The organism is Amycolatopsis acididurans (assembly GCF_012328925.1).
GTDB lineage: Bacteria > Actinomycetota > Actinomycetes > Mycobacteriales > Pseudonocardiaceae > Amycolatopsis_E > Amycolatopsis_E acididurans.
Window position 1 is genome coordinate 167,375 of sequence record NZ_JAAXLS010000007.1, and the last position, 12,616, is coordinate 179,990.

Consider the following 12,616-nt stretch of genomic DNA (forward strand, 5'->3'; position numbering starts at 1 on the left):
TGGACAACCCTTACGAGAGTCTCACCGGAGCACGTTCCGGGTTTTCCCGCCGAAGGGCCGGTCCTAACGTCGGCCGCGTGAGAACCTCCCGGCCGCGTCCGCGGTTTCGCAGCCCCCTTCGCGGGCCCTGGCTCACGTCGGTGTTCGGCGCCGTGCTGCTCGCCAGCCTGCCGATCGTGATCATCACCGGCCTGCTCGACTACGTCGCCTACGGCCAGGGGCAAGGCATTCCCGGCGACGTCGGCCTGCTGCGCCTGCCCGGGTTCGACTGGCCCGCCCGCCCGGCCTGGCTGTTCCGGCTCACGCAGGGGCTGCACGTCGGGCTCGGCCTGGTGCTGGTGCCGGTCGTGCTGGCCAAACTGTGGTCGGTCATCCCGAAGCTGTTCGACTGGCCGCCGGTGCGCTCGCTCGCGCACGCGGCCGAACGGCTCTCGCTGCTGTTGCTGGTCGGCGGCGTCCTGTTCGAGATCGCGACCGGGCTGCTCAACATCCAGTACGACTACGCGTTCGGCTTCAGCTTCTACACCGCGCACTACATCGGCGCGTGGGTGTTCATCGCCGCCTTCGTCGCGCACGTCGCGCTGAAGCTGCCCACCATGATCCGGGCGCTGCGGTCACGGTCGCTGCGTGCCGAACTCGCGACACCCCGGGAGCGGACCGAATCCGAGCCGCCCGACGAAACCGGGCTCGTGGCCGAGGATCCCGCGCCGCCGACGATGAGCAGGCGCGGTGCGCTCGGACTGGTCGGCGGCGGGGTGCTGCTGGTCGGGGTGCTCACAGCGGGACAGACGATCGGCGGGCCGTTGCGGGGCGCGGCGTTGCTGTTGCCGCGCGGACGCGAACCCGAGGGCGATTTTCCCGTCAACCGCACAGCCGTCGCCGCGAGGATCTCCGCGGCGGACACCGGCGCGGCGTGGCGGTTGACGCTCGGCGGGTTGAGCCTGAGCCGGCCGGACCTGCTCGCGCTGCCGCAGCACACCGCGCGGCTGCCGATCGCGTGTGTCGAAGGCTGGTCGACCGAGCAGACCTGGACCGGTGTGCGGCTGCGTGACCTGGCCGCGCTGGCCGGCGTGCCCGAGCCCGCTTCGGCGTTCGTCACCTCGCTCGAACAGGGACCGTTCGCGCAGGCCACCCTCAACGCCGCGCAGGTACGGGATCCGGACGCCCTGCTCGCGTTGCGCGTCAACGGCCGCGAACTGAGCCTGGACCATGGCTTCCCGGCCCGCGTCATCGTGCCCGCGCTGCCCGGTGTGCACTGCACGAAATGGGTGCGCTCGATCGAGTTCCGGAGCGTGTGATGCGGCGGCTGTACGGTGCCGGCTGGAGACATCTGGTGGTGACGCCGGCGTGCCTGGCACTCGCCGCGTACGCGGGCTCGTTCCTGCTGGGCGATCCGGCGCTGCCGGCGATGCTGATCTGGTTCATCGGCGCGGCCCTCGTGCACGATCTCGTGCTCTACCCGCTGTACACGCTGGCCGATCGCGGGCTTTCGCGGCTGCCGGTGCCGGTGCTCAACCACGTCCGGATTCCGTTGCTGGGTGCGGGGCTGACGTTGCTGATGTTCCTGCCCGGGATCATCCGGCAGGGCGAGGCGACGCATCTGGCCGCGACCTCGCTGGACCAGCAGCCCTATCTCGGCCGGTGGCTGTGGCTGGTGCTCGCGATGTTCGTCGCGTCCGGCCTGGTCTACGCGATCCGGCTGGGTACGGTGAAGGTATGGCGACGCACGAGGTCGAGATCGTCGCGCTCGTAGTCTCGGCGGTCCACGCCTACGAGGGGCGGCCGGCCGACGGACCGCGCCCGGACCCGGAACCGTTGCTGCGTCAGGAGATCACAGTCCGCGCCGGGCGCGGACTGGTCGGCGACCGCTACTTCAACCGCCCGGCGCACCGGCAGGCCGCGGTCACCGTGTTCGACGCCGCCGCGGTGGACGAATGGGGCGCCGATCCTGTGCTGACGCGGCGGAACATCATCCTCCGCGGGTTCACTGTGGACAGTCTGGCCCGCACCCGTGGCGCCAAGGCGGGCGCGGTGTTCGCGCTCGACTCGGGCAGCGGGCCGGTCCGGTTCCAGGCGAACCGGCCCGCGAATCCGTGCGCGTGGATGGACGTGGTGGTCGCGCCGGGTGCCTTCCGCGGGCTGCGTGGCCGGGGCGGTGTGCGGTGCACGCCGCTGGACGACGGTGTGCTGCGAACCGGTGCCGCGACGCTGACCGTGCTCAGCGCTGTGCGAGCCGGGAGTGATGGCGGCCGTAGGTGAAGTAGATCAGCAGGCCCACCACGAGCCAGGCGGCGAAGCGGAGCCAGGTCATCACGTCCAGGTTCAGCATCAGGTAGAAGCACGCGATCGCGGCGACGACCGGCAGGACGGGGGAGAAGGGCACCATGAACGGGCGCTTGAGATTCGGGCGCCTGCGCCGCAGTACCGGCACCGCGACCGCGACGATCACCATGGCCGACAGCGCGCCGATGCTGACCATGTCGGACAGTTCGCTGATCGGCACGAACGCCGCCAGCGCGGCGATGACCACGGCGCCGCCGATCGTCATCAGGTGCGGGGTGCCCCAGCGCGGGTGCGTGGTGCCGATCGCCTTGGGCAGCAGGCCGTCGCGGCCCATCGCGAACCCGATCCGGCCGATCGTGACCAGTTCGACCATCATCACCGAGGTCAGGCCGGTGACCGCGCCCAGCGAGATCAGCGCGCCGACCCAGTGCATGCCGACCGAATCGAACGCGGCGGCGAGCGGCGCGCTCTCGTCGATACCGGTGAAGGGCACCATACCGGTCAGCACGAGCGAGACGCCGATGTAGAGCAGCGCGCACACGGCGAGCGCGCCGAGGATGCCGACGCGCAGATCCTTACGCGGGTTGTGGGTCTCCTCGCCGAGGTTGGCCAGCGCCTCGAAACCGGTGTAGGCGAAGAACACGATCGCGGCGGCGGAGAGCACGCCGCCGATGCCGTAGACCGACTGGCCGAGCCCGAGCGCGGCCTGCACGACGGGCTGGTGCAGCACGCTGCCGGTGCCCGCGCTGGGCTGGGCCGGCGGGATGAACGGGCTGAGGTTGGCGCCTTTGACGAAGAACACGCCCACCGCGAGGATCAGCACGCACACGGCGACCTTGACCAGCACCAGCAGGTTGGTCACACGCGCCGATTCGCGGATGCCGACCACCGCGATGACGGTGAGCACGGCGATGATCAGGACCGCGCCGATGTTGACGGTCGCGTCCTCGCCGAACCAGGACTGCGGCAGGCCGATCAGGTTCGCGAGGTAGCCGGACCAGCCGCGGGAGACGACGGCCGCGCCGAGGGCGAACTCGAGCAGCAGGTCCCAGCCGATGATCCAGGCGAACACCTCGCCCAGCGTCGCGAAAGCGTAGGTGTAGGCGCTGCCCGCGGTGGGCACGCTGGAGGCCAGTTCGGCATAGCAGAGCGCCGCGAGGCCCGCGACGACCGCCCCGATGACGAAGGACAGCGTGACGGCGGGTCCGGCGTGGGTCTTGGCCTCGACGCCGGCGAGGGTGAAGATGCCGGTGCCGATGATGATCCCGACGCCGAAACCGACCAGGTCACGCGCCCGCAGCCGGCGCTTCAGCTCACCGGAGTCCTGCCGCGCGAGGACTTCGTCGACGTCCAGTTTGCGCATGATGCCCATTGCGCAAACGTTAGAAGATCACGGCGGTGTGCGCTGGATCGGGTGGAAGTAACGGATGCGAGGTGATCACTTTAAGTAACGGGGCCGTCACCTTGGTGGCGGTCGATAGCTCATTCCGGTTTCTCGCATGATCGAGGGAACTGATTTTCTGGGGGGGGACCGGAATGGGGTCGCGGCGAGGTAATCACAACGCGAACTGTGCGACGGCCAAGGGGCGTGACTGCGCGTGTTCCGGATGCGGCGGTTCACAGCATGGCTGGCAGGGCTGGCTTGGGCTTGCGAAAGCCCCGGAAGCCGAGCGACAACACAGACGCGGCAGCCTTGAAACCGAATGGGCCGAGCACTACCGGCCGGAGCGGTTCCGGCCCAATGCTCATCTTCGGCGCGTTGCCGTCGATTCCGCACGCCTCGACGTCGCGTGCCGACTGGCGTCCGGAGCTTCTCGTGAACCTTGTGAAAGCCCTTTCGTCCCATGGGCCCGGAGTTCGGACCAACCCGGGAGCGCAGCCCTCGGCGAAACCGATCCCGGCGGCGCGGGGGTTGCTGAGCAAGCCGCGCATGCCGCCGCGGTCGGTGAGCCTTCGATGACGGTCCCGGTGCCGGCGCCGGTGGACCAAGTCGAGATCCTCGCCGGTGCGATGACGGACAGAGCCCTGTGGGACGACATTTACGCCGCGCTGACCGAGCTGACCGCCGATCCGGCCGAAGCCGCACGTCAGCTCGCGAACCATGGCTGGTGTGACTTGTTCGTCGGGTTGGTCCGGGTGGTCGAGGAATGTCGGTCCGTGATGGACAAGATCCCGGAATGGGGTAAGCGTGTCGTCAAGAAATCCATCGCTGATTCCTCGCTGCAGCCGAAACGGCCGCAGATCACCGGCGCGGTGGTGGATGTCGTCGTGGACAAGGTGTGGGCCGCGTTCAAGAGCGTGCTCGTGGCGAAGGTGCCGTTGCTGAGCCTGATCACCCACGAGGAAACATTGCGCAGTCTCCGATTTCTGGCGCTGTTCAGCTGCCCTGCGCCCGAACGCCACCGAGAAGTGCGTGAGCACGCGGTGAAACCGCTCGGCGATGACGCCGTCGGCATCCTCACCGAGCGGACCAGGAAACGCCTGGCCCAGTTGTTCCAGGAGTGGGAGTAACGGATGCGGGGTGCTCAGCGGTCCGGGTCGTAGTCCAGGTTCGGGCGCAGCCACTTCTCCACCTCGGCCCGGGCCACGCCGCGCCGGGCCGCGTAGTCCTCGATCTGGTCGCGGCCGAGGCGGCCGACGGTGAAGTAGCGGGACTCCGGGTGCGCGAAGATCAGCCCGCTGACACTGGCCGCCGGGGTCATCGCGTACGACTCCGTCAGGTCCAGGCCCAGCGAGCGGGCGCCGAGCAGGTCGAACAGCTCCCGCTTCTGGCTGTGGTCCGGGCTGGCCGGATAGCCCAGCGCCGGCCGGATCCCGCGGAAACGTTCCGCGTGCAGGTCCGCCAGCGACGGCTGCGCGTCCGGCTCGAACCACTCGCGCCGGGCCTGCAGGTGCACGTACTCCGCGAACGACTCCGCCAGCCGGTCGGCCAGTGCCTTCACCATGATCGCCCGGTAGTCGTCGTGCTCGCTCTCGTAGTGCCGCGCCAGCTCGTCCGCGCCGTGCACGGTCACCGCGAAACCGCCGAGGTGATCCCCGGCCGGTGCGATGTAGTCCGCGAGGCACCGGTTCGCCCGTCCGTCCGGTTTGGACGTCTGCTGCCGCAGCATCGGGAACCGCACGCCGTTGCCGAGCACGATGTCGTCGCCCTCGCTGTGCGCCTCCCAGAACCCGTAGGCGCCCCGCGCGTGCAGGCTGCCGTCGGCGATGATCTCGTCCAGCAACGTGTTCGCGTCGTCGAACAGTTCCCGCGCGACCGGCTGGTCGAGGATCGCCGGGTACTTGCCCTTCAGTTCCCAGGCCAGGAACAGGAACTGCCAGTCGATCATCTCGCGCAGCGCGGGCAGCCCGGGCTCGACCTCGCGCACCCCGGTGAACGACGGCACCGGAAGCTCCTTGAAAGACACCCGCTCCGCGTTGGCCCGCGCCCGCTCCAGCGTCAGCATCGGACGGCGCTGCTTGCTCTCGTGCTGTTCGCGCAGCCGTGCCTGCTCGGCCCGGTTCGAGACGTCCAGCGCGCCGGCCCGCACGGGATCGAGCAGATCCGAGACCACGCCGACGACCCTGGAGGCGTCGAGCACGTGCACCGTGGTGTGGTCGTAGGCGGGAGCGACGCGCACCGCGGTGTGCTGCCGTGACGTGGTCGCGCCACCGATCAGCAACGGCAGCTTCAGTCCGCGCCGCTGCATCTCGGCCGCGACCGAGACCATCTCGTCCAGCGACGGCGTGATCAGCCCGGACAGCCCGACCGCGTCGGCGTTCTCGGCGATCGCGGTGTCCAGGATCGTGGCTGCGGGCACCATCACGCCGAGGTCGATCACCTCGTAGTTGTTGCAGCCCAGCACGACCCCGACGATGTTCTTGCCGATGTCGTGCACGTCGCCCTTCACCGTGGCGAGCACGATCTTGCCCTGGCCGCGCTCGTTCTCCAGCTGCCCGGAGGCCCGCAGCTGCTCCTTTTCCGCCTCCATGAACGGCTCGAGGTAGGCCACCGAACGCTTCATCACGCGTGCGCTCTTGACCACCTGCGGCAGGAACATCTTGCCGGAGCCGAACAGATCCCCGACGGTCTTCATTCCGTCCATCAGCGGGCCTTCGATGACCTCCAGCGGCTTCGCCCGGCTGGCGCGCGCCTCTTCGGTGTCGGCCTCGATGTAGTCGACGATCCCGTGCACCAGCGCGTGCCGCAGCCGCTCCTCGACCGGCGCCTCGCGCCAGGACAGGTCGACCTCGCGCTTGCGGCCCTTGCCGCGCACGGTCTCGGCGAACTCGACGAGCCGGTCGGTGGCGTCCTCGCGCCGGTCGAACAGCACGTCCTCGACCAGTTCGAGCAGCTCGGCCGGGATGTCCTCGTACACGGCCAGCTGACCGGCGTTGACGATGCCCATGTCCAGCCCCGCGCGCACGGCGTGGAACAGAAACGCCGAATGCATGGCCTCCCGCACGACCTCGTTGCCGCGGAAGGAGAACGACAGGTTCGAGATGCCGCCGCTGGTGCGTGCGCCGGGACAGCGCTGCTTGATCAGCGGCAGCGCGTCGATGAACGCCTTGGCGTAGCCGTTGTGCTCGCTGATGCCGGTGGCCACGGCGAGCACGTTCGGGTCGAACACGATGTCCTCGGGCGGGAAACCGGCCTCACGGGTGAGCAGGTCGTAGGCCCGGCCGCAGATGTCCACCTTGCGTTCGGTGGTGTCGGCCTGGCCCTTCTCGTCGAAGGCCATGACCACGACCCCGGCGCCGTAGTCGCGGATGCGCCGGGCCTGGCGCAGGAACTGCTCCTCGCCCTCCTTGAGGCTGATCGAGTTGACCACGCCCTTGCCCTGCACGCATTTGAGCCCGGCCTCCAGCACGCTCCAGCGCGAGCTGTCGATCATCACCGGGATGCGGGCGACCTCGGGTTCGGTCGCGATCAGGTTGAGGAACGTGGTCATGGCCTGCTCGCTGTCGAGCAGGTCCGCGTCCATGTTGACGTCGAGCAGGTTGGCCCCGCCACGCACCTGGTCGAGCGCGACGTCCACGGCGGCCTGGAAGTCGCCGGACTCGATCAGCCTGCGGAACTTCGCCGAACCGGTCACGTTGGTGCGCTCGCCGATCATGACGAAGCCGGTGTCCGCGCCGATCTCGAACGGCTCCAGACCGCTGAAGCGGGTGTGCGTGCGCTGCGGCGGGACGGTGCGCGGGGTCGCCGAGCCCACGGCCTCGGCGATCTTGGCGATGTGGCCGGGCCCGGTGCCGCAGCAGCCGCCGACGATGTTGACGATGCCGGTGCCCGCGAACTCGGCGAGCATCTCGGCGGTTTCCTCCGGCGCCTCGTCGTACCCGCCGAACGCGTTGGGCAGCCCGGCGTTGGGGTGGCAGGCGACGTAGGTGCCCGCCAGCCGGGACAGCTGTTCGACGTGCGGGCGCATCTCGGCGGCGCCGAGCGAGCAGTTCACCCCGACGACGAACGGATCGGCGTGCTCGATCGCGTTCCAGAACGCCTCGACGGTCTGCCCGGACAGCGTCCGGCCCGACTTGTCGACAATGGTGACCGAGATCCACAACGGCAGGTCGGGTGCGACGTCGCGGGCGGCGGTGATCGCGGCTTTGGCGTTGAGCGTGTCGAAGATCGTCTCGATGAGCAGCAGGTCGACGCCGCCCTCGGCGAGCGCGGCGATCTGCTCGGCGTAGGCGTCGCGGACCTGTTCGTAGCCGACCGCGCGGTAGGCGGGCTCGTCGACCTTGGGCGAGAGCGAGAGCGTGACGTTGAGCGGCCCGATCGAGCCCGCGACGAACCGGCCACCGGCCTCGTCGGCGGCCTGGCGGGCGATCCGCGCGCCGCGCACGTTCATCTCGCGCACGAGATGGGCCAGTCCGTAGTCGGCCTGGCCGATGCTGGTCGCGGTGAAGGTGTTGGTGGTGGTGATGTCCGCACCCGCCGCGAGGTACTGGCGGTGCACGTCGAGGATGAGGTCCGGCCTGGTGAGGTTGAGCAGGTCCGGGTCGCCGGTGACGTCGTGCGGATGGTCGGCGACCACGTCGCCGCGGTAGTCGGCGGGGGTGAGACCGGCGCCCTGCAGCATCGTGCCCCAGGCGCCGTCGAGGACCGCGACCCGCTGGTCCAGGATCCCGCGCAGCGCGTCGATGGAGTTCACCGGCACCTCCCGTGTTCGTTGGGAGGCGCCCTTGTTGCTGTTCGCCGAGCGTGGCGGACGCGCACGTCCGTTGCAGCGCCTCTCGGCCTCCCCACAAGGTACTCGACTCGTGCCGCGCACACGACGCCGGATTCCACATCGTGAACATCTTACAGTACCCCCCTAGGGTAAAAGGTGCTTCCGATCTATACCGGTGGGGGGTATGGTCAATCGCCATGAACACAGCTGGGAAGCTCTCCGCCTACGGCGTGGCGCTCGCGCTGATCGCCGGTGGCGGCTGGGCCGTGGGCACCGCGGCCGGTCCCGTGGCCGCGGAACCGCCCGCGCACAGTGCCGAGGCGGACACGCACGGGGAAGGTGCCGGTGGCGGGCACGCCGCACCGGCCGACGAACCCGACGGGCTGGCGTCCTCACGCGGTGGCTACACCTTCACGCCCCTGCGCACGACGGTCACCACCGGCGAGTTCGCCTTCTCCATCACCGGTCCCGACGGCCGTCCGGTCACCGCCTTCGACGTCGAGCACGAGAAGCGCATGCACCTCATCGTGGTGCGCCGCGACACGTCGGGCTTCCAGCACGTCCATCCGCGGATGGCGCCGGATGGCACCTGGACCGTCCCGCTCACGCCGGCGCGGGCGGGCAGCTACCGGGCGTTCGCCGATTTCACGCCCACCGGTGGCGAGGCCACCACGCTCGGCGTCGATCTGGCCGTCCCCGGCGATTTCCGGCCGGAGTCCCACGCGCCCTCGCGGGTGGCCGAGGTCGAGGGCTACCAGGTACGCCTCGACGGCGAGCTGGTGCCGGGGCAGGCCTCGAAGGTGACGCTGACCGTGCGCGAGAACGGTGCCGACGTCACCGACCTGCAGCCCTACCTGGGCGCCTACGGGCACCTGGTCGCGCTGCGCGAAGGCGACCTCGCGTACCTGCACGTGCACCCCGACGGAGCGCCGGGGGACGGCAGGACACGGCCCGGACCGGCCGTGACGTTCTATGCCGAAGTGCCCTCGGCCGGTGTCTACCGGCTCTTCCTGGACTTCCAGCACGAGGGCAAGGTCCGGACGGCGGAATTCACCGTGCCCACCGAAGGAGCAGGACGATGACGGCACAGCTGGACGCGCGGCGCGATCTCGAACTCGTCATCGGTGGCATGACCTGCGCCTCGTGCGCGAGCCGGGTCGAACGCAAGCTCAACAAGCTCGACGGCGTCACCGCCACCGTCAACTACGTCACCGAAGCGGCCAAGGTGCGCTTTCCCGCCGGGCTCGACCCGGCCAAGCTGGTCGAGCAGGTCGAAGCCGCGGGCTACACGGCGACACCGAAGACCGCCGAACCGCCGGAAAAGTCCGAAGAGGACGATTCCACCCGGCCGCTGCGGGAGCGGCTGATCGGCTCGGTCGTGCTGTCGGTGCCGGTGATCGTGCTCGCCATGGTCCCGGCGTTCCAGTTCACCTACTGGCAGTGGATCTCCCTGACGCTGGCCGCGCCGGTCGTGGTGTGGGCGGCGTGGCCGTTCCACCGTGCCACGTGGACGAACCTGCGCCACGGGGCGGCCACAATGGACACCCTCATCTCGATGGGCACGCTGGCCGCGTTCGTGTGGTCGGTGTATTCGCTTCTGTTCGGCACGGCGGGCGAACCGGGGATGACGCATCCGTTCGAGCTGACCATCGAGCGGACCGGCGGCGGCGAGATCTACCTGGAGGTCGCCGCCGGGGTCACCACGTTCATCCTGGCGGGCCGCTACTTCGAGGCGCGCTCGAAACGGCGGGCCGGGGCGGCGCTGCGCGCCCTGCTCGAACTGGGCGTCAAGGACGTCGCGGTGCTGCGCGACGGCCGCGAGGAACGTGTGCCGACCGAACGGCTGGCCGTCGGCGACCGGTTCGTGGTGCGGCCGGGGGAGAAGATCGCCACCGACGGTGTGGTCGAGCAGGGCACCTCGGCGGTCGACGCGAGCATGCTCACCGGCGAGCCGGTGCCGGTCGAGGTCGGGCCGGGCGATGCCGTGACCGGTGCGACGGTGAACTCCGGCAGCAGGCTGATCGTGCGCGCCACGCGGGTCGGTGCGGACACCCAGCTCGCGCAGATGGCGCGGCTCGTGGAGGAGGCGCAGACCGGCAAGGCACGCGTGCAGCGGCTGGCCGACCGGATCTCCGGCGTGTTCGTGCCCATCGTGATCGCGCTCGCGATCGGCACCCTCGCGTTCTGGCTCGGCGCCGGTGCCGCCACGTCGGCGGCGTTCACCGCGGCGGTCGCGGTGCTGATCATCGCCTGCCCGTGTGCGCTCGGGCTGGCCACGCCGACCGCGCTGCTCGTCGGCACCGGTCGTGGCGCGCAGCTGGGCATCCTGATCAAGGGACCGGAGGTGCTGGAGTCCACGCGCCGCGTCGACACGATCGTGCTGGACAAGACCGGCACGGTCACCACCGGCGCGATGACGCTGGTCGCGGTCCACGCCGACGGCGCGACCGAGGCCGAGGTGCTGCGCCTGGCGGGGGCGCTGGAGCACGCCTCCGAACATCCCATCGCCCGCGCCATCGCCGACGCCGCGCGGGAACGCACCGGCGACCTGCCCGCGGTCGAGGACTTCGCCGCCGTCGAGGGGCTCGGCGTGCACGGCATGGTCGACGGGCACGCCGTGCTCGCCGGGCGGAGCTCGCTGCTGGCGGACTGGAGCCAGCACCTGACACCCGCGCTCACCGAGGCCAAGGCCGCCGCCGAGGCGGAAGGCAAGACCGCGGTCGCCGTGGGCTGGGACGGCAAGGCGCACGGCGTGCTCGTCGTGGCCGACGTCGTCAAACCCACCTCCGCCGAAGCCGTCGCGCGGCTTCGTGGGCTCGGCCTGACGCCGGTGCTGCTGACCGGTGACAACGAGACCGTGGCCAAGACGGTCGCCGCCGAGGTCGGCATCGAGACGGTGCTCGCCGAGGTGCTGCCACAGGACAAAGTGGACGTGGTGAAACGCTTGCAGGGCGAGGGAAAGGTCGTCGCGATGGTGGGCGACGGCATCAACGACGCCGCGGCGCTCGCCCAGGCCGACCTCGGGCTCGCGATGGGCACCGGCACCGACGTCGCGATCGAGGCCGGGGACCTCACGCTGGTGCGCGGCGACCTGCGCGTGGCGGCGGACGCGATCCGGCTTTCGCGGCGCACCCTGCGCACGATCAAGGGCAACGTGTTCTGGGCGTTCGCCTACAACGTGGCCGCACTGCCCCTGGCCGCGGCGGGCCTGCTGAACCCGATGATCGCCGGCGCGGCGATGGCCGTCAGCTCGGTGTTCGTGGTCAGCAACAGCCTGCGGCTACGCGGGTTCCGCAGCGCCATCGACGTGGGGGCGAAGAGCTCCTGACCGCGTGTAGCCGGGGCGGCAGTCCTGGCTTGGGGAGAGTGGCTGAACTGGCGCTGGTCCCGGGCTCTCGTGGGGAACGGTGGAGACGGTTCCGAGGCCGTGGTCGTACGTGCTCGAGTTCGGCGGCACCGTGTTCCTGGAAGAGCAGAGTGCAACGACGTGGGAGAGGAGTAGCCGCCCGCGCCCTCGACGCGGGGGCTACGCCCGCACACCCAGCGCGCGGCGGCAGAACTCCCACAGCTGATCCCGCGTCGCGGGGGAGCGCACGGGTGCGTAGGCGTAGTGGTGATGCACCGAGCGAACCAGCTCGTTGAGCAGCCACGCGGTGTTCTCCGGGTCGTCGAGCTCGAGCAGGCCCGCCTCGATGCCCGCGTTGATCTCGGTCAGCAGCAGGTCCGCGAACGGGCGCATCGCGGCGGCCATGTCGTTGGGGAACGTGCGTTGCAGGGCCCAGTGCGCGGACACGACGAAACGGGCCGCCGCCTCCTCGTCGCCGCCGGCGTCGATGGAGTCCAAAATGGACGTGATGTAGAAGCGCAGCCGCGCGATCGGGTCGGGCAGATCCTCGGCCTGCCTGGCGAACTCGGCGCAGCCTTCGGCCACCAGATCCCCGAACAGCGTGAGCAGCAGCTCGTCCTTGGTGGCGAAGTACCGGTAGAAGGTCTGCAGCGCGACCCCGGCCTCCTTCACCAGCTCCTGCGTGGTGAACGCGTCGCCCCGGTACCGGATCAGCCGCCGTGCCGCGTCGAGCATCTGGCCCGCCTGCTTCATCCCGCGCTCGCGTGACCGGCTCACCCTGGGCGACCGGTCGGCTGCGCGCTCCGCGGACGACACCGGCAAGATGGTAGTCCGC

General features: G+C 70.2%; 9 protein-coding genes and 1 riboswitch. Of the genes, 6 read left to right on the forward strand and 3 right to left on the reverse strand.

From position 1 onward, the window contains the following. Nucleotides 1-77: 77 nt before the first annotated feature. Genes HFP15_RS13920 through HFP15_RS13930 form a run of 3 tightly spaced genes read left to right on the forward strand, consistent with a single transcriptional unit; the run spans nt 78 to nt 2,259 of the window. Entirely contained in the window at nt 78-1,298 is a 1,221-nt protein-coding gene (locus tag HFP15_RS13920) for a molybdopterin-dependent oxidoreductase (RefSeq protein WP_168515428.1), read from the forward strand. Beyond that, the gene (locus HFP15_RS13925) at nt 1,298-1,753 is read left to right on the forward strand and encodes a hypothetical protein (RefSeq protein WP_168515430.1); all 456 of its coding nucleotides are present in this window, start codon (nt 1,298-1,300) and stop codon (nt 1,751-1,753) included. Before HFP15_RS13920 ends, HFP15_RS13925 begins: the two co-directional genes overlap by 1 nt. Continuing rightward, the gene (locus HFP15_RS13930) at nt 1,717-2,259 is read left to right on the forward strand and encodes a molybdenum cofactor biosysynthesis protein (RefSeq protein ID WP_168515432.1); all 543 of its coding nucleotides are present in this window, start codon (nt 1,717-1,719) and stop codon (nt 2,257-2,259) included. Before HFP15_RS13925 ends, HFP15_RS13930 begins: the two co-directional genes overlap by 37 nt. Here the strand turns inward: HFP15_RS13930 and HFP15_RS13935 are convergent. Further along, the gene (locus HFP15_RS13935; protein ID WP_168515434.1) at nt 2,219-3,655 is read right to left on the reverse strand and encodes an amino acid permease; all 1,437 of its coding nucleotides are present in this window, start codon (nt 3,653-3,655) and stop codon (nt 2,219-2,221) included. The genes HFP15_RS13930 and HFP15_RS13935 overlap by 41 nt on opposite strands. Nucleotides 3,656-4,239: 584 nt before the next feature. Here HFP15_RS13935 and HFP15_RS13940 point away from each other — a divergent pair. Continuing rightward, nucleotides 4,240-4,794: a hypothetical protein gene (locus HFP15_RS13940; RefSeq protein ID WP_168515436.1), complete on the forward strand. Its 555-nt coding sequence runs from the start codon at nt 4,240-4,242 to the stop codon at nt 4,792-4,794. A gap of 14 nt (nt 4,795-4,808) precedes the next feature. On the opposite strand, the gene metH is transcribed toward HFP15_RS13940, so the two are convergent. Beyond that, nucleotides 4,809-8,417, reverse strand: coding sequence for a methionine synthase (metH, locus tag HFP15_RS13945; RefSeq protein ID WP_312871583.1), 3,609 nt, complete (start codon nt 8,415-8,417; stop codon nt 4,809-4,811). Between the two features lie 16 nt (nt 8,418-8,433). Next, a riboswitch (S-adenosyl-L-homocysteine riboswitch) is annotated at nt 8,434-8,505 on the reverse strand. 127 nt (nt 8,506-8,632) lie between these two features. Here metH and HFP15_RS13950 point away from each other — a divergent pair. Both HFP15_RS13950 and HFP15_RS13955 read left to right on the forward strand, forming a co-directional pair. Further along, a complete protein-coding gene (locus HFP15_RS13950; protein ID WP_168515438.1) occupies nt 8,633-9,517 on the forward strand; it encodes a DUF8832 domain-containing protein in 885 nt (294 codons plus the stop codon). Next, nucleotides 9,514-11,763: a heavy metal translocating P-type ATPase gene (locus HFP15_RS13955; protein ID WP_168515440.1), complete on the forward strand. Its 2,250-nt coding sequence runs from the start codon at nt 9,514-9,516 to the stop codon at nt 11,761-11,763. Before HFP15_RS13950 ends, HFP15_RS13955 begins: the two co-directional genes overlap by 4 nt. Before the next feature lie 198 nt (nt 11,764-11,961). On the opposite strand, the gene HFP15_RS13960 is transcribed toward HFP15_RS13955, so the two are convergent. Beyond that, nucleotides 11,962-12,597: a TetR/AcrR family transcriptional regulator gene (locus tag HFP15_RS13960; RefSeq protein WP_210717206.1), complete on the reverse strand. Its 636-nt coding sequence runs from the start codon at nt 12,595-12,597 to the stop codon at nt 11,962-11,964. Nucleotides 12,598-12,616: the final 19 nt, after the last annotated feature.